Below are 25,233 nucleotides of genomic sequence, written 5' to 3' on the forward strand. Positions count from 1 at the left end.
AAGTCCATATATTGAAAATAGGATAGAAATATGTGAAGTTTGGCATACTAGCGTAAATTTGTACTTTCGGGTAGTAAAATATTTTGCACAAAGCGATCGCGTCCTGCTGCCTTTGCTTTATACAACGCCCGATCCGCTGCGGCAATCATTTCTTCTAAGTCAGAATCTGGCTGAGGAATTTCTGTTGTAAACCCAACACTAATAGTTACATGAGAACTAACTTGGGAATTTTGATGAGGAATTGCTAATGCTCGGATAGCATGACAAATTTTTTCGGCAACATGAATCGCCCCCTCGGTGTCTGTGTTAGGTAAAATTACAGCAAATTCTTCCCCACCATAACGGGCAACTAAATCTCCGGGACGTTTAATCATATCTTTGATAGCTTGAGCAATTTTCTGAAGACAGCGATCGCCTACCCGATGACCATAGGTATCATTATATAATTTGAAGAAATCAACATCGCAAAGAATTAGAGAAAGCGGACTTTGCTCGCGTTTTAAACGCTGCCACTCTTGGTAAAAATACTCTTCAAACCGTCGGCGATTAGCTACTTGAGTTAATCCATCGATAGTAACTAATCGCTGCAATTCCAGATTCATGGCTTCCAGTTTTTGCTGTAACTGAGATTGCTGAATCAAGCGTTTTACCCGTTGTCGCAAAACTGGCCAGTGAATTGGTTTGGTAACAAAATCCATTGCTCCCACTGCAAATGCACGGTCAACTGACTCTTGATCTTCAAGTCCTGTAATCATTAAAATTGGAGTGTGCTTATTACAATCCAGAAGCTCCAACTGAGTGCAACACTCGAATCCATCCATATCCGGCATTATGGCATCAAGGAGTACTATATGAGGGTGCAGTTGCTTAAAAACACTTATTGCCTCTATGCCATTTTGAGCTTCCGCTATTTGATAGCCTTCCCGCTCTAAGAAATGCCGCAATATCAGGCGAATAAAAGGTTCATCATCAACAATTAAAACTAAACATTGGCTTTCTTGAGCAGTGGCTTTCATGGTACTTCCTTGGCAAGTTCTTTTTCTAAGGCAGTTTTAACTTGTTCATATTTATTATTGATACAGTAGTGAAAGTAATTCTAGATTGTTTTCTAAGTTACTGCTGCGTGCCTGTGCTTCTAACACCTTGCAAAGCTGCGCCAAGGCGATCGCTCCAATAGAAGCACTGCTCGACTTGAGTTTGTGTGCTATCTGCCATATAGTCTGGATATCCTGAGTTGCGATCGCTGTGCTGGTTACACTAGTCTAGCTGTCTCTGTAAGATAACAGCCCCGGCATTGGCAGTTAGGCGATGATATGGGGACGAAAACCCACCTCCCATTCTTGAGAGATTTTCCGAGCTGCTTCTAACCCATTGCTGACGACATCTGCAAAGAGTGCCGCCTATCATCTTACTAAGCCCCTTACTAATCGCCTAACAAGTTGTTTTGAGCAACTTATCTGGTTCATTGAGATGGAACAGCTTACTACAAATCAAAAGATCCCCAACTGTTTGAAGTAAGTTGGGGATCTAAGCCTCTCGTTTGAGAGCAAATTAAATATAGTGGTTCACGCAAATTTTAAGTAGACTACGCCCGCGATCGCAACAAAAGGGTAATGGAGATTAAAAACCAATACAGTCCAGATAAACCCAAAACCAGATTGTAGAGAGGCGATTTATCGCGTCTTGATTTATCGCGTCTTGAAGACCAATTATCTACACCAATAACCTTTAACCCAAGCGTATTGGATGAAAAACAAGGGTTAATGTCATTCGCTTGTACTTTAAATTACAGCTTCTTGGCGTTGACAATCAAAAACAACCATGTAGGAAGCATTTGGTATTTCTTGAGGAAGGTGCCGCATATAGCCATCGGCATCAGAACGGCTGCGGAAGCGAGCAACAATCTCCCGTTGCGTATTCGGAAGTAGACGAGCGATCGCCCAAGAATTGAGGCGTTCTTTATACGCAATAGTCTGATTGTCTAATTGAGAAGCTTTGTTATCCGTATTTTCTGGCATAATTATGTTAACCGTATGAAGTTTAATGAAGGGCGTTAATTAGTTTCTAGGTAGGAATGCACTAACGCTTTTTTTAATGCTGCTGCCACCTTGTTATTCGATTATTAATAAATTGTCAACACTGAGCGCTATATTTTAGACCAATTAAGTTGGAATTTTCAGGTGACAATGAATCTCAAAGCCTTAACTTGCAATTGTTTCCAGGACACAACAATGTTCAAGCAGAAAGTTTGGCAATTATTGGGTTTGCATGATTTATATGCATACACATAAGTAAAGTCCGCATCAGTGGTAAAACAAACATTAATGTCTGAAAACATACTATTTAGAAACGGAAGAGAAAATGAATAATAAGGTACCTAGAATTAATCAGCACGTACACAGTCTTAATTTTTCTATAGTGTGATTAGTAAAGCTACATTGCAGGCATTTACATTTTTTAAATATAGTTGAGAATAATTAAATTTTCATAGTTGATTGAAATATTCAAAGATGAATTTTTTTTAGCCTTGGACTAGAGTTTTAGAGACAAAACATGATGCAATTGTTGAAATTAAAAATTCTTGACTAATTGTCACAAAATAGTTAAAATCTTCTCGATAAAATTATAGTTATCGATAATGAAAACACCATTTGTAACATCAATAATTCAAAAAGTAGCAAAGGAAATAGGAGCAGTAGTTTTAGTAGACCCAGAATGCAGCTTTATGGGATTGATTACATTTAAAAACGGCAATAAAACCTTTTTTCGTAGTGCCAGGTTTAGTATTAATTCTTCTGGTTCAGTAGCAATCGCTAAAGACAAAGGAGTTTCAAACTTTTTTTTAAACAAATTTGGCTATAAAGTTACTGAAGGAAAAACATTTTTTAGTGACGAATTATGCGAAGAAATAGCTAATCATAGAAATATAGATGCAGGATTTTATTATGCTAATGAGTTGGGATTTCCTGTAATTGTCAAGCCGATTAATCTTAGTCAAGGAATGTTTGTTACTAAGGTTCACAATAAACAAGAATATTATCAAGTAGCTAAGAAAATCTTGCAAAAAATCTCAGGATTTATTGTTGAGAGATTTTATAGTGGCAATGATTATAGAATCGTAGTACTTGATGATGAAGTAATTTCGGCATATCAAAGAATTCCCTTATTTATCATCGGAGATGGTAAATCTACTGTTTTGCAACTTATGCAACAGAAGCAAGAAACTTTTATTAAAAATGGTAGAAAAGAAATTATAGATTTTGAAGATTACAGAATCAAAAAAAACTTGCGAAGAGGGAAGCTAAATTTTGGTAATGTTATACCTAATAATAATATAGTCTATCTTTTAGATAATGCAAATTTATCAACTGGAGGCGAGGCAATAGACTTCACTGACAATATCCATGCTGATTTTAAAAAATTAGCAGTAAATATTACAAAAGATATGGAATTGAGATTAGCAGGTGTAGATATTCTTGCTAGTGATATAACGTCACCAATAGGAGATTATACAATTATTGAAGTAAATGGCGCTCCTAGCTTAACTCACTATGCATCATTTGGTGAAGTTCAGACGAAAAGAGTAGAAAATTTATATCTCCAAGTTCTCAAAGTACTTGAAAATGAGAATAACAGAGTAAATTATTGATTTTGACTGGAGGCGAAGCAGGGATTGCTCCCCTCCTGAACTATTTTTAAATTTTACCTATCTCTTCACCAATCCTTATCTAGTAGGGATTCAAATTCAGCTTGCAAGGCGTTTATATCTGCCAATCTTGTGACTAGTAAATTATCCTTACCAGCATCATTTAAACGTACTTTCCAATAACGAATACTGTCTGAGTTATTCAACCAAAACTTAATCACCGTATCTACTACTTGATCCAGATTCCAATCCCACTTTGCTGGAACTGATTCCACCGATTCTAAAAACGTATCTAGCGTACACGTATGCATTCCCAAGTATTCCACACCTTGGTGGGGTGGTTTTTGCCCATTTTGCTGTTGCTGATTAAAAAACTGCAAAAGTGGAGATATTCCTACAATATCAAAAGTGTATTTCATGCCAGTACTCTCAATTTTATATTACTTACAGGAAATATTTAGTTTTTTCTATTTCCAAAATAATATCTGGAAAGGAACTAAAGCATCTGCAAAAAGTGCAGTTTTGGTCTATATCATAGGCGTTAAATCTCAGCTATGAATTAGCACTGATAAGCATTGAGTGCTAATATTTATTTGAGAGTTTGATTAATTACTAAAAAGTTTCAGGCATTAATTCAAAGATGTATATATCTTTAATAATTATTTAATTAGTTACGTTACGGCTTGTAAAGGCTAGATCCTTTTTAAGACTTGTGATGATAAATAAAGTGGCTGTGTAATGAAATCAGCAGCCTAACACGTATGCTAGATGCTATCAATGCCAACCAAACCGCCTTTCTGGAGCGATCGCACCCAAAATACAGATCGGCCAAGTCAAGGGAGTATAAATTTAAACTCACTTGACAGTGCAGTTTTAAAAGTGTCACTTATTAGACTCGCCTTTTGATTGAAGCAGTGATACTATCTAATTGTGTGAGGAGCAAGTTAAAAATAAAAAACGCCTGGGGTGGAAACACGGCAACACTCCCAGGCGTTTTTTAATTGGTACACAGAAAAAAGTCTTTGCAGATTCGCCCAAACCGGATTGCTATGCATCGGATGTAGCAATAGTCCAATCTAAAATCTAAAATTCCTTAAGTTGCACCAAATTCAGTTTGTAAGGCTTCATCGTTATTATCAGCGATCGTTGCCACAACGGTAATTAGCCGAGACACTTCGCCAGGAGATAACTCTGCTAAGGTGCGTGTCGATATTACAACCACCCGGTTTTCGATAATACCGAAACGCGCCTCAAAAGTGCTGGAGCAGTTTAACTCCAAAAGATACCGCATCAACTTAGGTTCATCTTTGGCAGGTAAATTTAGCACCGCAGACCAAACTGTTATGGTGTCTTCATCTGTTATGCCGTTGAGTTGGACAAATACTTCCACACTTCCATACTTAAACTTCCAGAGATAACCACCCTCTGGAGTGTGGCTAACCATCGCACTATTATCTTGTTCCAAAGAATCGATGACATTTTCAATTACCTCAACATGGTTAATGCTTGTCGTCTGGGAGATCAAATCATTAACGGATTCATTACTAGTTAGGGTTTCTGGGTAGCTTGTCATACAGATTTTTTCTCAACATACTCGTTCTACACATACTTTATAACTTGTGGACGCAGTTGTAGGGGCAATATCATGAATTCCCCCTACTAATTGCTCCCGCCACCATCTGGTATGGTAGCGGGAGGAACAAAGAATTATTCTGGAAAAATCAATGACGATCGCACTTAACCTACATCATCATGAGCAAAGCGGTTAAAGAGGAAGTCTAGGGCATAGTTACGCAGTTGGTAGTATTGGGGATCTTCCATAATGCGGCTGCGATCGCGCGGACGAGAAAAGGGAATTTCCATAACTTCGCCAATTTTCGCATGAGGGCCATTGGTCATCATTACCAATTTATCTGCTAAAAATAGTGCTTCGTCGATGTCGTGGGTAATCATCAGCACTGTACAACGGTTATCGCCCCAAATTTTCAGCAATTCTTCCTGTAATTCTTCTTTGGTGATGGCATCCAGCGCCCCAAAAGGTTCATCTAAAATTAAAACTTTGGGACGAATCGCCAAAGCACGGGCGATAGAAACCCGTTGTCTCATCCCGCCGGACATTTGCATTGGTTTCTTTTCCATCGCGTCCGCCAGTCCCACCATTGCTAGATGATCGCGGACGATCGCTCTTTTTTCAGCTTGTGGTTTGTTGGGATAAACGGCGTTAACAGCTAAGTAAATATTTTCAAAAGCAGTCCGCCAAGGTAACAGGGCATAGTTTTGGAAGACAACCATCCTGTCTGGGCCTGGTTGGGTAATGGGTTCTCCTTCCAGTAACACTTGCCCGGAGGTGGGAAAGTTAAAACCGGATACCATATTTAACAGCGTCGATTTGCCACAGCCAGAGTGGCCGATGACGCAAATAAACTCGCCTTGTTCGACGTTGAGATTAACGCCATCGAGTACGGTGAAGGGGCCTTTCTTTGTAGGATAGACTTTGGTAACGTCTTTAATTTCTAGGAAAGGTCTGCGGCTGGTGGTTGCAGTGGCGAATGATTTTTCTAGTGTGTTTGTAGTTGTTGAGTTGCGGTTTTGCATGGTATTTGGTATTTGGTATTTGGGTATTGGGGACTGGGGACTACTTGCTGCAACCTAGAGGTTTCTTAATGAAGTTCAAATACTCGTTAACGGAGATAAAAGGTGGATTCATCCAGTTCAAACACTCGTTGACGGAGTTCAAGAAATTTTCAACAACTAAAATTATTCAATCTTGTGGGGTGGGTATCTTACCCGCCTTTAATTACGGGCACTCGTGTCGCCCACCCCACAATAAGTAAAATGTCTTACTCCTTCCACTCCCTCTTTCTCTCACGATTTTTTTATGACGCGAGTCTCCTTCTTGGTGCATCAAGAACAACTTCCGCGACTGAAAAATCACGTTTAATTTTCAAGCTGTTGAGATAAGCGATCGGATCGTCGGCGTTAAAGGGAGTACCATCGAACAGTTGGATCGGTTGGCGAATATAGCTAATATCCAAACCTAATTCTCGTGCGGCGGTGCTGAAAACTCGCACTCGACACACCCGTTCCACAACTTCTACCCAATTTCTGGGGAAGGGAGTGTCACCCCAACGCGCCAATTGACTCATAATCCAAATTTGTTCGGTGCGGCTGGGGCGGTTAATGGCAGACTCAGAATAAAACTGGTGATGGGCATAGTCTTGCAACGGATGGTCTAAGTCACAGGTGAGATTATCTGGATCTTCGAGTTGAATGTATTCTAAATCAGTGCTGACATACTCTCGCCCTGCTAAAATTTGACGAATTTCTTGGGTATTTTCGGGATTTGCACAATACTGACAAGCTTCTAATAAAGCTTTAGTCAAAGCAATATGCGTATTTGGATAATTTTCTGCCCAATCTTCCCGCACACCAAGAACTTTACCTGGGTGTCCCAGCCAAACTTCTAAATCGGTAGCAATAGTAAAACCGACATTTTCCACAGCAGCGCGGTAGTTCCAAGGTTCGCCGACGCAGTAACCATCAATGCTTCCGGCTTTTAAGTCGGCTACCATCTGCGCTGGGGGAATGGTCTTCATGTCCACATCGCTATCGGGGTCAATTCCACCAGCAGCTAGCCAGTAACGCAGTAGCAAGTTGTGCATTGATGCGGCATGTACTACCCCCATTGTGTGCCGTTGTTCGCGGGTGCGAAGCAGGTATCTTTTGAAATCTGATAAGGTTTGCACACCTTGGTCATAAAAGTGTTTTGCCAAGGTAATGGCGTTACCGTTGCGAGTCATGGTGAGGGCAGTGACAACGGGCAAAGGCTGGTTATTATGTCCTCCCAAAGTTAGCCACATGGGCATCCCTGAAGGCATTTGCGCCGCATCTAAATAACCGCCACTTATGCCATCTTCTATACCCCGCCAGCTACTTTCCCGCACCAGGTTAACTTCATCTAAACCATGCTTGACAAAAAAGCCTTTTTCTTTGGCAACTGCTAAGGGAGCGCAAGCTGTCAGAGGTAAAAAGCCAATTTCTAGGTTAACTTTTTCTAATCCATGACGGGCAACGTCAGCAGTTTTCCGCGCCCGAATTTTCTTAATCCGTTTTTGCTGATTGAGGAAGTAAATCATCTCACTTCGCAAGCTGTAGTAGCTGGGATGTTCAACTACTTCCATCCGCTTGCGGGGTCTGGGAATATCCACTTCTAGAATGTCACCGATTTTAGATTCGGGGCCGTTGGTTAGCATCACGATTCTGTCAGATAACAGCACTGCTTCATCGACATCATGTGTCACCATCACGGCGGTAACTTGATTTTCTTCGCAGATTTGCATTAGTTGTTCTTGCAAATTGCCGCGTGTGAGTGCATCCAATGCACCAAAAGGTTCATCTAGCAAGAGTAATTTGGGACGAATTGCTAAAGCGCGGGCGATCGCAACTCGCTGCTTTTGTCCACCTGATAACATTCCTGGTTGTTTGTCAGCATGGGGACGCAAACCCACCATATTTATATGCTTTTCGATAATGGCATTGCGTTCATCTGCGGGTAAACCTTTCATTACCGAGTCTACGGCGAGGGCAATATTTTCTCTTACCGTCCGCCAAGGTAATAACGAATAATTTTGGAACACCACCATCCTGTCTGGGCCGGGTTTGGTGATTCTTTGTCCTTCGAGAGTGACAATACCTTCAGTTGGCAAATCCAAACCCGCAATCATATTTAATAGTGTGGATTTGCCGCAACCGGAGTGACCAATGAGAGAGACAAATTCTCCTTTTTTAATTTGGAGGTCGATTCCTTTAAGGGCAATATATTTGCCACCACCAGTTAATTCAAAAACTTTTTCAATTTGATCGACAGCTACGAACATCTCATTTGTCCTTTGTTATTTGTCCTTTGTCATTTGTCTTTCATCACTTTTCCTTGGTATGTGGTCATTAGGTCGTGTTTTCAAACCTCTGTTTAAGCACCCTAGTCTTTGAAGATCCCCCCAACCCCCCTTGAAAAGGGGGGCTTTTAGAGTTTCTTCTCCCCCCTTTTTAACGGGGGTTAGGGGGGATCTTCAAGTTTGAAAACAGTCCCTAGTCCTTAGCTTTTTACAAATGACCAATGACCAATGACCAATGACCAATGACTATTTTTGTTCTGCTGGTAAAATCTTGTTTTGCAGCCAACCCATTGCTTTATCTAGCACCAACCCAACAATGCCGATATAAACTAGAGCCAAAATGACTTCGCTGACGTTGTTATTTTGATAAGCGTCCCAGATAAAGAAGCCAATACCGACAATACCGGACATGACGATTTCGGCGGCGATAATCGCTAACCAAGCTAAACCGATCGCAATTCTTAACCCGGTGAAAATGTAGGGTAATGCCGCAGGAATCAAAATATTAATGAAATATTCTTTGCGGCTAAGTTGCAGAACTTTGGCGACGTTGTTGTAATCTTGGGGAATTTGGGTAACGCCGACAGCAGTGTTAATTAAGATGGGCCAAATTGCAGTAATGAAAATTACGAATAAGGCTGCGGGTTCGTTTTGTCGTAAAGCTGCTAAAGAAATGGGTACCCAAGCTAGGGGTGGTACTGTCCGCAGTAGTTGAAAGATGGGGTCTAATGCTTTGGACATGGTTTTATTCACCCCAATCAAAACGCCCAAACCAATACCAACGATCGCAGCTAGGGTATAACTGATAGCAACCCGTTGCAGACTAGCGAGAATCTGCCAAAATAAACCTTTATCAAGGCCACCCCGGTCATAAAAGGGCCAGAAAATGAGAATCCAAGTGTCTTGAACAACCTGTATTGGCCCTGGTAATGTAGCGCCTGGAGTCCAAGCGAAGAGTTGCCAAATAGTCAGGAAAATTGCGATCGCGATCGTTGGTGGTATCAGGTCAGGAAATTGCTTTTGCAAACCGGATATAAAGCTATTATTCAATCGAGGGCTTGCAGGGCGTTTTTGGGCGACTGTCATGATGCTGTATTCTCCTCAAATTTTATTTGTTATTTGTCCTAGACGCGATTCATCGCGTCTCTAAATACTGACCTTCTTGATTTTGAGATTCTTAAGATATTCTTCTGGTTTTTCAGGGTCAAATTTGATGCCATCAAAAAACTCTTCTACACCACGGGATGTATTTGTAGGAATATCAGCAGCAGCAATTCCAGCTTCTTTAGCAGCTTCTTTCCAAATATCTTCGCGGTTGACTTTGTTGATAAGTTCCTTAGCTTTAGCAGCATTATTATCTAGGTAATCTTTTGGCAAGAATCCCCAACGAATATTTTCAGTGATGAACCATAAATCATGACTCTTATATGGATAAGAAACACTACCTTTTTCATCTTTCCAGTAGTAAGCAGCCATTGATTTATCATCAATTTTGCGACCATCACCCATGTCATATTTACCTTGGTATGGATCTGCTAATATTTCCGGTGAAGAAAGGTTGAAATAATTTCGTCCAGCCAAAATTTCAGCCGCTTCTTTGCGATTATCAAAATTATCTAACCACTGTTGGGCTTCCATAATTCCTTTTAAAATTGCTTTTGTAGCCTTGGGATTTTTATCAACCCAATCGCCTCTCATGGCAAGGTATTCTTCAGGATGATTTTTCCAAATTTCTGCGGTTAATGCTGCTACGTAGCCGATTTTGTCTTGCACCAGGCGATAAGGCCAGGGGTCGCCTGTACTAAAGGCATCCATTGTTCCGGTTTTCATGTTGGCTACAGTTTGCGCTGCCGGTACTGTGAGCAATTTGACATCTGCATCCGGGTCTAAACCGCCTGCTGCTAACCAGTAGCGAATCCATAAATCTTGGTTGACGTGGGGAAAGGTGAATGCAGCTGTGAAGGGGGTTGAAGATTTTAATTCCTTGAATAGGGACTTAGCGCCAGCGAGTTGTAAACTAATACCTTTGCCTTGGTGCTTGTTTGCGATCGCAATTCCATTTCCATGCGTAATTAATTGACATAATACATACATGGGAATTTTTTGATTGCCCTTGGTAATTAAACCTTCTGTAATCAAATGTGGCATTGGCATCTGCCATTGACCGCCATCTATACCACCACCGGCAGAACCAATTTCTACGTTGTCTCTGGCTGCACCCCAAGAAGCTTGTTTGGAAAGACCAACATCAGTCATCCCATACTTTGCAAAAAAGCCTTTTTCCTTAGCAATAATTAATGGAGCCGCTTCGACAATGGGAATGTATCCCAGCTTAACTGTAGTAGTTTCTGGTGTTTGTTCGGGACTAATATTAACAACTGATTGAGCAGTTGGCTGTGCTTGAGTGCTTCCCCCAGTAAGGTTTTCAGGAGGATTACCCAAACAGCCTTTGAGGAATATAGCACTCGCAGATACTCCGGCTGTGAAGATGAATTTGCGGCGAGAAATTTGATTAAAAAATTCTTTCATAAATATCTCCTGAAAACGTGAATGTTATTTTTTATAGCTATGACAATTTAGGCAAAAAAACCTGTGTTTCTTGCATTATTAATGATTAATCAAGCTATATTTGACCAAGCGATCGCAGCCATTTCATCAATGAAATAGCTACCTATACAAAAACTCGGCTAATTTATTGGCTCTGCTTTTCTAGTGTGATGCAGAGGTGTCATTCACCTTGTTGAAATCAGTTTACAGCGTTTGAAGCCGAAATTGTTAATTTGGAGTCGGGATTATTAAACAAATATTAGATTGGATGTATAAGTAAAAATTTATCTATTATCCTCAACTATAGGAATAATTTTTAATATATCAACTCTTATTTATGAAGACTATTATGTTTACTTTATGATTGACTATCTTCACTTCTTTTGTAACTTAATTTTAGTAATTATTTGTCATATATAAGTTTTTATTTATCACAACCATTATGTTATCTCTATAATTTAGAGCGCACTGCGATGAGAGTGAGATTTAAGGCTAATACACCTATTTGGAGTATTTTTTATCCAGCGATCGCAACTATCTGCCGTTTCCAATACCATGAAGAAACCCCGTCTCTTTAAGTAGCTGCCGTAGTTCTTTGTGACTAAGTTTAGTGTCCTTGTTGTTATTTTCCCACATATCAGAAAAGAAGTCTTGCATCAGCGCAATTATGCTGCGGTACTTGACGATGCTGGCAACATAAAACTTATCTAACTTCATGATTCCATCAGTATGTATCTGCTCGATGTTGTCGAGTAATATGGAGCGCAGTTCATAAGGTTTTAAGCCTTCTTTTATGCCATATTTTTCCATAATCCGGCGTTTATCTTTCTCCGAACATAAATCATACGGCGATTGAATCAGATGACCAAGATTCCGCAAGACTTCTCCGTAGTCATAAAATTCGTTCTGCTTAAAGAAAAACTTTTCATCTTTCGTCAACGTAAAACTCTTATCAAGTACCAAACCAAAATCGGTCAAATATGTCTGCTTCCCGTCGGTGAGGATATTGCGAAAATGTGCGTCAAAGTGGATGATTCCCTTCTTCCTCAAAAAGGTAATCGTCGTGCGTAAGTCATTTAGGGGTTTTTGAAGTTTGTTGGGGTTTTCCCGCAGCCATGTTTCCAGAACATACGGTACATACTCTAGAAACAGAACCAACTCATAGTTGGCGATCGCTCTATCTAACATATAATTGCCGGCGTTGGTACTATTGCCCCAGTACTCCACATAACTTTTGAGACGCGACTTATCGACATCTGTCCGCCGCCCAGAGAAAGGAATAATCCGATAATGGTACATCAGTGGGAAAGTCGCAATTACACCCGACAATACCCAATTGGTTGTCTTGATATGGGTAACAAGTTCCCGAAAGACCCCAAAACCAGTGGAACCGAAGCCGTAATTACAGTAAGTCGGCAGGTTATAGAGGTTTCTAGTGGAGAACAGGTTGTCATATTCGATGTTTGTAACCGGAACACGTTTCACAAAGACCTTGGATTCCCCAAGGACGATGGTGTGATTCATTCCCCAACCCGTACTAGAGTCATTCGACTCACTATTGCCAAACAGAGAACGCAATTGTGCATTATCCAACTGAGCGATTTGTGAACTGAGCTTGAAGTACCTCTTCCTTCTAAGTTCTATATGCTTCTTAGGCATTTTCCCCCGTCCAGCCACAGCATGAGAAACTGTAAGACTATTCTGATACCAATTTAATTAATGATTGCAACACATCTTTGGCTAAAGACGCGATGAATCGCGTCTCTACAAGGCAAACAATGGGAGTAGTTTACGTAGTGTATTCGGCGTTAATCTTCACGTAGTCATAACTCAAATCACAACCCCAGGCTTTACCCACACCATAACCATTGCCAACATTAACGGAGATTAACACCGTATCCTGTTGCAGATAAGCACCCGCAGCTGCTTTTTTCAAATAAGCACTCGCCGCTGCACGGTCAAATTGTAGAGGTTGCCCATTTTCTAACATTAAGAAATCCCCTAGCTTAATTTGCAGGTTTTCTTGCTCAAATGGCACACCTGCACGTCCGGCGGCGGCGGCGATGCGTCCCCAATTTGGATCGCGTCCAAAGATTGCAGATTTAACTAAGGATGAACCAGCTATGGTTCTGGCTATTTGACGGGCTGAGAGTTCATCATGAGCGCCAGTCACTTCCACTTCAATTAAACAGGTTGCACCTTCACCATCACGAGCGATCGCTTTGGCTAAATGCTGGCAAACTGCTGTTAACATCGCCTCTAATTTCTCTGCTTCTGCGCCCCATTCTATAATTGCTGGGGTGCGAGATTGACCGTTTGCCAAGGCAATTAAGCTGTCGTTGGTGCTGGTGTCACCATCCACAGTGATGGAATTAAAGCTTCTATCAGCGGCCCTTGCTAACATTTGTTGCCAAAGGTGAGGCGAAACCACAGCATCACAAGTCACAAATGCCAGCATGGTTGCCATGTTGGGGTGAATCATACCGGAACCCTTGGCAATGCCGCCAATTCGTACCGGGCGGTCGCTTATAGTTGTCTCTAGGGCAATAGATTTTGTTACCAAGTCTGTAGTGATAATCGCCCCAGCAGCGGCATCTGAGCCTGTTTCTGATAGTGCTGCTACTACCTTGGGAATCCCGCTTCGCAAAGCATCCATCTTAATTCTTTGACCAATCACACCAGTGGAAGCCACTAACACAGATTCAGATGGAATGTTTAGTGCTTGACCTACTGCCAGAGCAGATTCTAAGGTATCAAGGTAGCCTTGAGTCCCTGTAGCGGCGTTTGCTTGTCCGGCGTTGCAGAGGATGGCACGAGCGCTCTGTTTAGCTTGCAATCGTTGGCGACAATATTCTACGCAGGCAGCTTTAACTTGACTAGTGGTGAACACACCAGCTGCGATCGCTTCTACTTCTGAGAATATCAAAGCTAAATCTGGCAACCCCGAAGGTTTCAATCCTGCGGTAATTCCCGCCGCCTGATACCCCCTTGGTGCTGTGATACCACCTGTTATTTCTTGCCAATCTGCCATTATTCTTCCTTACAACTATCAGGTTAGATAGGTCAATATGTACTTTACAAAAGCGCTGAGTTAGGAGAGACGCGATTAATCGCGTCTGTACAAGAGTTAAGAGTTATTCGTTTTTTTTTACTTCCCCATTCCCCAGTTCCTTTTATTTGCTGATGGCAATAATAATGCACCAGTTGGCGATTGGCATAATTGTTTTTACCTTTCTTATAACGAAAAACAAAAACAAAAAAGGATAACCACTTGGGTCACTCTCTAGATCGTCAGGATACATCTACTTACTAATCTCTCTGATTTACTTTTTAAGGGTTAATACTTATTTATTGAGATTATTTCTAAAAATTTTTGAGGTTTATCTGTATATACCACGAAAATAAAATAAAAAAGAGAGCTACTTAGGCAGCTCTCCAGATCATCAGGGTGCATCTACTTACCACAGCATATCATTTTACGTATGAGGGTTGTCACCAGCTTTTATATGAAGATTGTGTGAAGCAAGACCGGGAAAATACTTAGTTGGGGCATTGGGAATTGGGAAGAGGACTTGGGGACAAGAAGGATTGGGGACAAGGGGAAAGACTTGTTGCAAGTTCTCACCTCTTGTCACCTTGTCTCGTTGTCTCCTCTGCTCCTCTGCTCCCCTACTTCCTCACCCAGCAAAGTTGACTTGAACGACTCGCTAGGCGTTCAGCTTTTTCTCCACCAATTCGTTAGTCAGCTTAGGATCGGCACGTTTGCCTGTCTTTTTCAAAACTTGTCCAACAAAGAAGCCTTTAAGGTTGGTGTTACCGTTGCGATACTTTTCTAGTTCTTTGGGATTGGCAGCTATGACTTCATCAACGATGGGTTCCAGTACACTAGGATCGGTGATTAACTCTTGTCCGGCAAAGGCTTTTTCAGGAGAAATACCACTAAGCAAATCTGGCAACTTTTGTTTAGCTTGAGCATTGCTAATTTTGCCCGTTTCAATGCGAGTGATGATATCTGCTAAATTGGTCGGAGTCAGTCCGATTTGAGTAATAGTGAGTTTTTGCTTATTGAGGTGTGCTGCAATATCTTGAGTAATCCAGTTGGCAGCAGCTTTGGGATTTGCTCCAGATGCGATCGCAGTTTCAAAATATTCGGCGATTGAACGATCTTCTGTCAACACTCGCGCATCGTAAGGAGAAAGCCCCAATTCGCTTTCATAATGATGGCGTTTTTGGGCTGGTAGTTCTGGTAGTTCGCTACGCCATTGCTCTAATTGTTCATTTGACACCTCAATTGGTGCTAAATCTGGTTCGGGGAAGTAGCGGTAATCGCTGGAACCTTCCTTCACCCGCATACTACTTGTGCATTGAGCGCCTTCTTGCCACAGCCGAGTTTCTTGGATAATGCGATCGCCTGCTTCGATGGCGGCGATTTGGCGTTCAATTTCGTAGTCAATCGCCCGTTGGATGGCGCTGAAGGAGTTCATGTTTTTGATTTCTACCTTGGTGCCAAATTCCTTTCGCCCTACTGGACGCACAGAAATGTTGACATCGCAGCGCAGAGATCCTTGTTCCATGTTGCCGTCACTCACGCCGAGATACCGGACAATCCGACGCAATTCTTCGGCATATTCAGCTGCTTCTAGTCCAGAACGCAAATCGGGTTCCGAGACAATTTCTACTAACGGGATACCTGCGCGATTGTAGTCTACCAGAGAATAGGAAGAACCAGAAAGGCGATCGCTACCTGCGTGTACCAATTTTCCAGCATCTTCTTCCATGTGCAGACGCGTAATCCCAATACGTTTGCGAATCGGATTACCCTCAGCATCTACCAACTCAATTTCTAACCAACCATGTTCTGCGATCGGTAGATCGTATTGAGAAATTTGGTAATTTTTGGGTAAATCTGGATAAAAATACTGTTTACGGTCAAATTTACTATATTTAGCAATTTGACAATTTAGTGCTAAACCAGCCTTGACGGCGTATTCTAATACTTTTTCATTGAGTACAGGTAAGACCCCAGGTAAACCCATACAAACCGGGTCAATGTTAGTATTTGGGTCAGCACCGAATGCTGTAGAGCTATTAGAGAAAATCTTGGTATTCGTACTCAGCTGACAATGGGTTTCTAGACCAATAATCGCTTCATACTCAGTTTTTACAGTTGTAGCAGTGGTCATAATATCAATAATTTGGGCATAATCCTTGTAGTGGTACTATTGTAGCGGCGTATTGAGTTGCTCTGAAGACGGTTATTTGGGTGAGCAATGCTTACCTTTTGAGCTTGAAAAAGAAGGTGCAAACCTAAAGTGAAGAAAATCTTAATCATTCCCCAACTTCGTTTCCGAACTATTCCTCAAGCACAACGCGCCCTCTCCAATCAACTGCACAAAGTTTTTTCTTTCTTTGTATTGGTATCACCAGCTAATCGCCAGACTGTGGTTTTTCCATCAAAACGTTCGCGCTGAGTTTTCTTTACCTCCCGCACTTCATACTCAATCACTGGCTTACCGTTTATGGCGCGATGGCGTACCCGCCCTTTATGGCGATCGCAAATGGTAAATTACCATTTGAGATAAAGGACTTGATCCGAGGCTGGAAGAATGACGACAAATCGCCCACCATGCCCAAGATGCCACCACAGAACACTAATTTTCAAAAACAGTAGTTATAAATTGTCTGATGACACAGTAGTGCAAAGGTGGTTTTGTCAGCGATGCCGCAAAGGCTTTACTCCTGCAACAGTTCAGGAGATTGGCGCAGCAGTTCTTGAAGCTTTTGTTTTGAGAGGCAACAGGCTACTCAAGAGGCAGTTAGGCTAGCAGAAAAAGCTTTGAATGAATGAGGAGCGTGACTTTAATCACTTAAAGGAGAATCAAAAGCAAATCTCATCTGGCATCGCTCATGGATGTGATGAAATTGAGGAGATGATTGCAAATTTAATTAAGGAGATTTTAGAGATTAAATCATACTTAATTAGGTAGGGGGTACTTCCAGATACAGAAGCACCACGCAAGAGAGACAAATTTACTGGGGATTCAAGTTAGTAGTAAAAAAGTATTGCTGTCAGTTTGGCTGAAAGCTAGATACCATTAGATTCGGCGTGTTTACTGTTCGGGAGTGCCAAAATGTCTAAACAGCTGGGTCAAAAAATTGCACCTACACCTATATCAAATGATATCAATGTGGTGGATTTGATCGATCAATACTTCACCGCTTACAACTCAGCGCGGTTGCGGGAAATCTGCCAACTACTGAGTCGCGATGTCCTAACGGAAGGTGTCACGGTGGGAGTTAGCCTTTCCGGTGCGATGACGCCAGCAGGATTTGGGGTTTCAGCGCTTGCACCCTTAATTCGCAACGGCTTTATTGACTGGATGATTAGTACTGGTGCAAATCTTTACCACGATATGCACTACGGTTTAGGTTTTGAACTCTTTGCTGGTAATCCATTTTTGGATGATGTGAAACTTCGCCAAGAAGGCACGATCCGCATTTATGACATTATTTTTGGTTACGATGTGCTGCTAGAAACTGATGCGTTCATCCGCAAGATTCTCCAAGGAGAAGCGTTTCAAAAGCGGATGGGAACGGCTGAGTTTCACCATTTACTAGGTAAATATGTCCGAGAAGTAGAAAAGCAATTGGGTGTGCAACATTCCTGTTTACTCGCTACAGCTTATGAATATGGCGTACCGATTTATACGTCTTCTCCAGGAGATAGCTCAATTGGGATGAACGTGGCGGCTTTAGCATTGGAAGGTTCGCAGCTGGTAATAGATCCATCAATTGACGTGAATGAGACAGCAGCGATCGCATATAATGCCCGTGAATCAGGAGGTAAAAGTGCGGCTGTAATTCTTGGTGGCGGTAGTCCTAAAAACTTTTTGCTACAAACCCAACCGCAACTCCACGAGGTTTTAGGGTTAGAAGAACGAGGACACGATTACTTTGTGCAATTTACCGATGCGCGTCCAGATACAGGCGGTTTATCTGGAGCAACCCCATCGGAAGCTGTCAGTTGGGGTAAGATTGACCCGGATGAGTTACCTAATACAATCGTTTGTTATACCGATAGCACGATCGCTCTACCACTAGTAACAGCGTATGTGTTAAACAAATGCCAGCCTCGTCCCCTGAAGCGTATATACGACAGGCGAGAAGCTATTTTCGACAAACTGCAAAAAGACTATCTAGCAGCCAAAACCCAACCATCGGATCGGGTTCCGGCAGCAGTTGCTGAAAGTCCTTCACAGCCAACAGCGACTTATCCCTGTGGGCGGTTGATTCCGAATACTCACTAAGGGAATAGGGAATAGGGAATAGGGAATAGGGAATAGGGAATAGGGAATAGGGAGTTTTAATATACACTGCTCCCCATTCCCACTCCCCTTTCATCCCTTCCGTCCAATCAACAAATAAGTTGTCATCTTCCCTTTGCCTTTAACTTCGATTTCGCCTCGTTTTTCAAATACAAATTCATCACACAAGCACTTATAAGTATTTTCTGTAACCTGGATTTTACCAGCAATACCTTGGGATTCTATATAGCTAGCGATGTTTACTGTGTCTTTACAGAGTTCATAATTAAACTTATTCGGATCAATTACTCCCCCCACTACCGAACCACTATGGATGCCGATACGGATGCTGAAATTTTGGTTATTCTCAGTATTAAATAGAGCGATCGCAGTTTGCATATCCAGTGCCATCAGAGCGATCGCTTGAGCACGATCTTGGCAGCGTATATGTAAGCTACCAAGCACCATATAAGCATCGTTAATGGTTCTGATTCTTTCTAAACTATATCGTTCGGTGAGGCGATCGAAAACTGAGAAAATTGGGTTGAGTAGGTTCAGCAGTTGAATTGCACTCATAGAAGTAGCAATTTCGCTCAAGCCAACGATATCTGCAAATAAAACTGTGACATCAGCAAAGTCTTCGGCAATACTAGCTGGTTGTTCTTTCACTTCTCTAGAAATTGCGACTGGCAAAATATTCAGCAATAAACGTTCGGTTTCTTTCTGCTGATAACGAAGTGCTTCTTCTGCTGCTACTCGCTGGCTTACATTGCGAAAAATGCCGCGAATCGCAACTGGATGACCTTCGACAAATTTACAATTAATATTACCTTCTAAAAAAATTGTTTGACCATCTTTAGTAACGAATATGGCTGTTACTTGACCAAGATTTTCTCCTGATAAAACACGATAAAACCTTTGCAAACAGTGTTGCTTAAACTCTGGATGTATAATATCGAAAACACTCATATTTGCGATTTCGGCTTCGCTATATCCCAAAGTTTCTCGCCATGCACGATTGACATATAAAAAACGACCAAATGGATTGACGGATTGAATCAAGTCATTAGCATTTTCAAATAAATCTCGATATCGTTCTTCACTTTCTACAAGAGCATTTTCTGCTTGTTTACGTTTGATAAACTGAGATATTTGGCTACCAATAGAACCCATCATTTGTAATAGGTCTTTATCTTTTGGTTGTACGTCCCGACTAAAGAAAACCATCACTCCTAAGATTTCACTATCGTCTAAAATGGGGAAGCCAAAAGCTGCATATAATCCAGCCTCAGCAGCAGGTTGCGATCGCCTTTTATCTCCATCTACTGTGATATCTTTAATCCACAAAGGCAAACGTCTGATCCAAATTTGACCAGGTAAACCAACACTAGGTGTATAAGTAGTTTGCCAGGTGATTGCTTTAAACTCTCGAACAGAAACTAATCGACTTGACCAAATTTCTACACACCTTAGTATTACATTGAGACTATCTCCTTGTACAGAAGTGCCAATATATTGACTTGCTGTCCAAAGTTCGCCTAAATCCCATCCCAAGTTTTGACAAATCGACTGCAAAATTTGGGGAATACCCTGCTTTATACTCTGTGATTCTGATAATATGCGAGTAATAGAATACTGGGCACTTGTACGCTGCTCCCGGCGTTGCCAAGCAGTAATATCCCGACCAATATAGACAATATCTTCTAGTCCTTCTGTTCTTTTGGGAATCACTGAACAAGAAAAAGCAATCAACAGTTTTTCTCTAGTTTTTGTTCGACAAACTACTTCTAGACTCTGGGAATTACGCTTTAAAGAAGAATGTTGATAAATTGCTTTAAGTACGATTTGATCCTCGTCAATGATTAGTGAGATTGGTTGATTTATTAATTCTTTTTCCTCAAAACCAAATAATTTTTGAGCAGCACGATTTACTTTTTTTATTTTTCCTGAATTACTGGTTACTAACAAAGCATCTGCCATTGAAGTAATGACTTTTTCCATGTAATTTATGTATGAGATTGAGAAAAGAGAATATTTCAAGCTATAGGAAGATAAAACCTCTAGTTTTTGCTAGATGACGCTATAATTATACTGATAGCTAATAACTCAGTAATCATAATTATAATTCAGCATAAATAGTAATTTTTTAACAATTTTTTCAAATTTTTGATTAATATACAGTCCTATTTTTTAAAAGTTTATAGAAGTTATTACTACTCAATTTTTTACCAAATCTATATTACTTGATTAAGTGTGCTATTTTTTCACATCAATCGAGTATAGTTGAGCAAAAACAATTAGTTCGCTGTGGCGGAAGTTTGCCTACCTTTAACAAGTTGTTCAGACCAACTTATCTAGTTAATTGAGATAGTAGCTAGATTTACGTCGTGCTGTACTAGTACAATGTCTAAGCTAGTACAAGAGGTTTTGTAATAAGCACTTTAGTTTTTACTACAAACTTGCTTACTCATCAATTTAAACTAAATAAGCTTGATTAATATTTTTAATGTACTTCTTTTGGATGATTGACAATTTAATATAATATTGCTGTTTGAGCAGCTTCTACTTAGCAGTTGCCTTCATGTTTAATTTTAATCCTATGTGGTATTTACAAAACGGCGAATTAGATAGGTATTTCAACCAAATATTGCCGTAAACACCTTTCATTAGTTTCGCGATCGCCAGCTTCTGGGAAATTTAAAACCCATCACTTTATAAGAGAGTAGCGAGTCTGTAGCTAGGTTCCCACCACTCTCTTATTCTTCTATTCCATCAATGAAGTTTATGATTGCGCGCTGGCTACAATTTGATTCCAGGCTTTGACTGCTGTCTGTAAATTCTTTGGCAGATTATTTTGAGAAATATCGTTGTACTGAACCGTACCTTCTTGGCTGGTGAGAGTGTAGGTGATATAATCAGCAGCACCACTGGGGGCTGGGTAACTCAAATTCCGAAATTGACTAAACTGAGAACGTTTTAGCGATCGCACAAATTCTTGCACCTGTTGTACAGAAACACGGCGAACACTACGTTCAGAATCATTAGCATCACCAATCCGCACGCGAATCAGTCGCCCATCTTTGAGTAAAACAGTCTCATAGGTTCTGCCAGCAAAACCCCCGCTGGAGATTTGGCGAAATACTATATCTCGATCTAACGGTGGTGGTAACTCGCTAGCTGGAATTTGTACAGGGCCCAGCGTAGTTTCGTTAGCCTTTTCATTCAGCCTGAGTGCAGAACCTGTTTGATTAGTATGATAAACCAAGGTTTGGCCAACTCCACCGACAACCACCCGCACCCGCCAGCCGCCTTCCATAGCCTCGGTACAGTTTTCATCAGGACGTGGTAAATTCAAACAGCCATTACTCCAAGTTTGCCATTGAGCCTCAATAATGGTTAACTGATAAATTGGCTGTTGCAAACGTCTGGATGCGGCTTGTAGAACAGCATTTTTTACAGATCCAGGTAATTTATCTGGCAGATTTTCTGAGGGAGTATTTGTCAAAGCTAAACGTAGCGATCGCCCATTGTTATTGGTATGATAAACCCAGTTTTCTTTGCCATTAGATACCACAACCCGCCAACCAGGAATTAACGCTTGGGTGCAGATTTCATCAGCTTGAGGTAGTTCCAAGCAACCATTGCGCCAAGTCTGCTGATTGTAGTCAATAATTTGCAGTTGTTTAGTAAAAATTCCCTGCCTGCGGGCTAAATCTCGCAGTACCGCATTAACTACTGGACGTGGCAAGCGATTTGGTTTAATATTGTCCTTGAGAACTTCATTGCTTGCTTCTAGAGAGAAGTTCGCAGAAGCACCCGTCGCACCTTTGACAAGTGTTAAGCCGCTAGCAACAGATAAAATTCCAGTCAAAATCAAAGCAGTGAAAATTCGCCCTTGATTGGTGTTAAAGTAGTTCTTTCGCATGATTTTCATAGTAAAATAGAACAAATAAATAGTATTCAGCTACTAATAGACAGTAAAGTATATAATTCCAGAACTTCACTATCTGGAATTAGTTGAGTCTCTATATTCTGAAACAGATATAGAGACAGACGCTGATGTACTGATTGTTTGTTCCTTATAGAAATTCTGGTTGAAGAAGAATTCAGGGGTCAGAACAATCAGTGGTGGATACCCTGGGGGATCTTGCTACAGACCCGCCACTGGTTGAAAACCACTAAATCTTGTCTTTCATAGACGTTACGTGAATAGACCTCTTGCATAAATCAAAAAGAAGAAAGAACCCCACCCCGCCAAAGCTACGCTTTGTCTCCCCTCCCCGCTTGCGGGGAGGGGTTGGGGGTGGGGTGTAATGACTGTGGTTAGCATAACTAATTATGCGGACATGATATGACTCCTGACTCCTGAATTCTGTTTGATAAATCCATCAAATTTGCCAACTTGTAAACTACCCGCGCTCCAACATTACCATCCCACTCTGCATCACCGACTTCGCAGATATCAAAGCCAATAATTTTTCTTCCACTATTGACCAATTCTCGGAACAGACAAAAAGTTTGCTCTAATTCCAACCCACCTGGAACAGGAGTACCCGTACTCGGACAGAGTTTTGGATCTAAACCATCGACATCAAAGCTAATATAAACATACTCAGGTAAATGACCGATCATTTCTCGGCATAAATCAATCCAAGTTATCCCAGAGTAAAGCTTTTGCTTAATAGCCGGATCGTAATAAGCAATAATGCGACTATCAGATTGGTCAATCATTTGCACTTCATCATGACTAATATCACGCAAACCTACCTGCACTAATTTAGAAATTTGCGGTATTTTCATCGCATTAAACATAATCGACGCATGGGAAAACTCAAATCCCTCATAAGCATCGCGTAAATCTGCGTGGGCATCAATGTGCAAAATGCCATAGTTTGGGTATTTAGCTGCTAATGCTTGGAAATAACCTAAAGGCGAACTGTGATCTCCACCAATGACTGCAACTCGCTTACCATTATTAATTGCTGCCTGACAATTTTCAAACAGCCATTGATTAACCTGCTGACCAGCCTGATTAATTTCTGTCAGCACAGATGTTAAATCTGGTGTATCGGAGAGTTGTTTACCTTGGGCTAATCGTTCGATAATTTTTGCTGCCAAGGCGCGGTAGTATGTGTTCTTCTCTAAAATATCTTGGGGAATTTCTTCCATAAAAATTCCCTGCTTCCAACCATCAGGGTTATCAAAATCGAACAAATCTAATTGAGTCGAAGCATCTAGAATTCGCTGTGGGCCATTAGCAGTGCCAGCACCATAGGAAACAGTGACTTCCCACGGTACACCAAAGACAATCAAGTTTGCAGACTGATAATCGCAGGGCAAACCTAAGAGGTTGCCATTTATTTCACCTACGCCGCTGGGATTGTAGTCTTTTAATTGATTACTCATTGAGTATCTTCTGGATTTACGTGGATAGACAGCACGCCGCCTAGTTGACATCTGCATTGTAATCAAAATTTTTCACAGGCGGTAAACTGCTTCAAAAGATGAACAGGAAAAACCCACGAGTATACAAGTCACTTCAGCATAGTTTATAGGGTACAAGGGATAGTTTCTCTTTCCTATGCCTTTGTTAACTCCCTACTCAACCCGCTTAACTTCAAATCCCCGCAACCCTTCTGGTACTTCATACTCAACCACAACATTTTTAACTACAGCAGCAGGTGGCCCAGAGTGACACCAACGAACCATGTTATCTACAACCTCTCGTGCCCCTTCAAAAACTGCCTCTACTCGATTATCGGGGAGATTCCGCACCCAACCGGTTAATCCCAATTGCCTAGCTGTATCGACAGTGGAATAGCGATAGCCCACTCCTTGGACTCGGCCAGAAATGAATACATGGGCGCGGATAATCTTTGGCAGTGCTGTAGAATTCTGCATAGACTGGTCTAATCTTTACGATTCCAGTCTACCTAGTTTGTGTATACACAATCTGTTTTTAACTGCAACTCGCCAAATTAATCCCAGCCTTTCTTAATACCTACTAGTTTTTGTATATTTCCCGAACTTTTCAAGTAATTGAACTACCCTACTCTTCATTGAAGTCCTAGTCTAAATACCTGAAAACTGCTGTAATTTAATCAGTAGTCAGTTTTTCCACTTGGAATTTTGAATTGTTTATGTCTAACCTGCCACCACTTAATACAGAAACAATTTGGGCGATTCTTGACGATAAACTTGATGATGCCACAGTCAACCAGTTGCTATGGCATTATTTAGGCTATCGCTATGACTCCTCAATTGCGCAATGGGACGTTAGCCAAGTTGCATCAGAATGGCATAATGATTACCCACAACCACCAGATTTCATTGAATCTCGTCCCGCAACTGTCAAGCTGACTCGTTCCATTCCGGCTGAAAATAAACAAATGCTAAAAGAAAAACTGGGTTTCAAAGGTTACAAAATTGGGGAGTTTGGGCCTCGACAAACTCGCAGAGCGACAGCGGCGAATTGGTTATTAAGTTATCTACAACAAGCTAATAGCAAAAAAGATTAACTTTGTAGCATATATTTGGTAAAAAGCATCCTATTTTTACCAGATAAATACTGTATTTGAACATGATTAAAATTTTTACTTTGTTTAATATTTTTATGCATTTGTATGCAATAGGTTAAAAAACATTAGTTTTCTAGACAATGTTTACAAGATAGTAAATCCGTATGTTAGTCAACAAATAAATACTATAAACAGCCAAAAATCAAAAAAATTCAGTTAAGTTTTATCAACAATATATAAATTATTCCTGAAGATAGAAGCACTCACGTTCTAATTATTTCTCTAGAGCTATTTGCAAATTCAATTCAGCATAAGAGAATATT

The 25,233-nt window shown here is 41.0% G+C and carries 20 protein-coding genes; 4 read left to right on the plus strand and 16 right to left on the minus strand.

Annotation, left to right across the window (positions count from 1 at the left end; all coding sequences use genetic code 11):
• Positions 1-47 precede the first annotated feature (47 nt).
• The 3 genes from V7K44_RS28090 to V7K44_RS28100 all read right to left on the minus strand — a co-directional run bounded on the left by V7K44_RS28090 (position 48) and on the right by V7K44_RS28100 (position 2,018).
• Positions 48-1,016: a PleD family two-component system response regulator gene (locus V7K44_RS28090; protein ID WP_334936536.1), complete on the minus strand. Its 969-nt coding sequence runs from the start codon at positions 1,014-1,016 to the stop codon at positions 48-50.
• 54 nt (positions 1,017-1,070) lie between these two features.
• On the minus strand, positions 1,071-1,241 hold the full coding sequence (locus V7K44_RS28095; protein WP_334936856.1) for an Hpt domain-containing protein: 171 nt from the start codon (positions 1,239-1,241) through the stop codon (positions 1,071-1,073).
• A 540-nt stretch (positions 1,242-1,781) separates the two neighbouring features.
• Positions 1,782-2,018, minus strand: a complete 237-nt coding sequence (locus V7K44_RS28100) for a hypothetical protein (protein WP_334936538.1) — start codon at positions 2,016-2,018, stop codon at positions 1,782-1,784.
• Positions 2,019-2,638: 620 nt separating this feature from the next.
• Here V7K44_RS28100 and V7K44_RS28105 point away from each other — a divergent pair.
• Complete coding sequence (locus tag V7K44_RS28105; RefSeq protein WP_334936540.1) at positions 2,639-3,649, plus strand: cyanophycin synthetase; 1,011 nt, start codon at positions 2,639-2,641, stop codon at positions 3,647-3,649.
• Positions 3,650-3,714: 65 nt separating this feature from the next.
• On the opposite strand, the gene V7K44_RS28110 is transcribed toward V7K44_RS28105, so the two are convergent.
• The 9 genes from V7K44_RS28110 to gatB all read right to left on the minus strand — a co-directional run bounded on the left by V7K44_RS28110 (position 3,715) and on the right by gatB (position 16,271).
• A complete protein-coding gene (locus V7K44_RS28110) occupies positions 3,715-4,065 on the minus strand; it encodes a hypothetical protein (protein WP_292817580.1) in 351 nt (116 codons plus the stop codon).
• Positions 4,066-4,739: 674 nt separating this feature from the next.
• Positions 4,740-5,219 (minus strand): YbjN domain-containing protein, encoded by a 480-nt coding sequence (locus V7K44_RS28115; RefSeq protein WP_334936542.1) that lies wholly within the window; start codon positions 5,217-5,219, stop codon positions 4,740-4,742.
• Between the two features lie 164 nt (positions 5,220-5,383).
• Complete coding sequence (locus V7K44_RS28120) at positions 5,384-6,241, minus strand: nitrate ABC transporter ATP-binding protein (RefSeq protein ID WP_334936544.1); 858 nt, start codon at positions 6,239-6,241, stop codon at positions 5,384-5,386.
• 281 nt (positions 6,242-6,522) lie between these two features.
• Positions 6,523-8,523 (minus strand): ABC transporter ATP-binding/substrate-binding protein, encoded by a 2,001-nt coding sequence (locus V7K44_RS28125; RefSeq protein WP_334936546.1) that lies wholly within the window; start codon positions 8,521-8,523, stop codon positions 6,523-6,525.
• Between the two features lie 264 nt (positions 8,524-8,787).
• On the minus strand, positions 8,788-9,627 hold the full coding sequence (gene ntrB, locus V7K44_RS28130; RefSeq protein WP_334936548.1) for a nitrate ABC transporter permease: 840 nt from the start codon (positions 9,625-9,627) through the stop codon (positions 8,788-8,790).
• 60 nt (positions 9,628-9,687) lie between these two features.
• On the minus strand, positions 9,688-11,070 hold the full coding sequence (locus tag V7K44_RS28135) for a CmpA/NrtA family ABC transporter substrate-binding protein (RefSeq protein ID WP_334936550.1): 1,383 nt from the start codon (positions 11,068-11,070) through the stop codon (positions 9,688-9,690).
• Positions 11,071-11,622: 552 nt separating this feature from the next.
• The gene (locus tag V7K44_RS28140) at positions 11,623-12,681 is read right to left on the minus strand and encodes a hypothetical protein (RefSeq protein WP_334936552.1); all 1,059 of its coding nucleotides are present in this window, start codon (positions 12,679-12,681) and stop codon (positions 11,623-11,625) included.
• A 196-nt stretch (positions 12,682-12,877) separates the two neighbouring features.
• Complete coding sequence (argJ, locus tag V7K44_RS28145) at positions 12,878-14,119, minus strand: bifunctional ornithine acetyltransferase/N-acetylglutamate synthase (RefSeq protein ID WP_334936554.1); 1,242 nt, start codon at positions 14,117-14,119, stop codon at positions 12,878-12,880.
• A 676-nt stretch (positions 14,120-14,795) separates the two neighbouring features.
• Positions 14,796-16,271 (minus strand): Asp-tRNA(Asn)/Glu-tRNA(Gln) amidotransferase subunit GatB, encoded by a 1,476-nt coding sequence (gene gatB, locus V7K44_RS28150; RefSeq protein ID WP_334936556.1) that lies wholly within the window; start codon positions 16,269-16,271, stop codon positions 14,796-14,798.
• A 226-nt stretch (positions 16,272-16,497) separates the two neighbouring features.
• Between gatB and V7K44_RS28155 the strand changes: the two genes are divergently transcribed.
• Together V7K44_RS28155 and V7K44_RS28160 are read left to right on the plus strand one after the other, a co-directional pair.
• Complete coding sequence (locus V7K44_RS28155) at positions 16,498-16,653, plus strand: hypothetical protein (RefSeq protein ID WP_334936558.1); 156 nt, start codon at positions 16,498-16,500, stop codon at positions 16,651-16,653.
• A 566-nt stretch (positions 16,654-17,219) separates the two neighbouring features.
• Positions 17,220-18,395: a homospermidine biosynthesis protein gene (locus tag V7K44_RS28160; RefSeq protein ID WP_334936560.1), complete on the plus strand. Its 1,176-nt coding sequence runs from the start codon at positions 17,220-17,222 to the stop codon at positions 18,393-18,395.
• A 90-nt stretch (positions 18,396-18,485) separates the two neighbouring features.
• On the opposite strand, the gene V7K44_RS28165 is transcribed toward V7K44_RS28160, so the two are convergent.
• The 4 genes from V7K44_RS28165 to V7K44_RS28180 form a co-directional block, all read right to left on the minus strand.
• On the minus strand, positions 18,486-20,393 hold the full coding sequence (locus V7K44_RS28165) for an adenylate/guanylate cyclase domain-containing protein (protein WP_334936562.1): 1,908 nt from the start codon (positions 20,391-20,393) through the stop codon (positions 18,486-18,488).
• A 781-nt stretch (positions 20,394-21,174) separates the two neighbouring features.
• The gene (locus tag V7K44_RS28170; protein ID WP_334936564.1) at positions 21,175-22,326 is read right to left on the minus strand and encodes a hypothetical protein; all 1,152 of its coding nucleotides are present in this window, start codon (positions 22,324-22,326) and stop codon (positions 21,175-21,177) included.
• Between the two features lie 398 nt (positions 22,327-22,724).
• A complete protein-coding gene (speB, locus tag V7K44_RS28175; protein ID WP_334936566.1) occupies positions 22,725-23,798 on the minus strand; it encodes an agmatinase SpeB in 1,074 nt (357 codons plus the stop codon).
• Between the two features lie 192 nt (positions 23,799-23,990).
• Positions 23,991-24,293 carry an acylphosphatase gene (locus V7K44_RS28180; protein ID WP_334936568.1) on the minus strand — a complete coding sequence of 101 codons (303 nt, stop codon included), beginning with the start codon at positions 24,291-24,293 and terminating at the stop codon, positions 23,991-23,993.
• A gap of 239 nt (positions 24,294-24,532) precedes the next feature.
• Between V7K44_RS28180 and V7K44_RS28185 the strand changes: the two genes are divergently transcribed.
• Positions 24,533-24,910: a DUF1823 family protein gene (locus V7K44_RS28185; protein WP_334936570.1), complete on the plus strand. Its 378-nt coding sequence runs from the start codon at positions 24,533-24,535 to the stop codon at positions 24,908-24,910.
• The last annotated feature ends 323 nt before the right edge of the window (positions 24,911-25,233 follow it).

Source organism: Nostoc sp. (assembly GCF_036917235.1).
Classification (GTDB): domain Bacteria; phylum Cyanobacteriota; class Cyanobacteriia; order Cyanobacteriales; family Nostocaceae; genus Nostoc.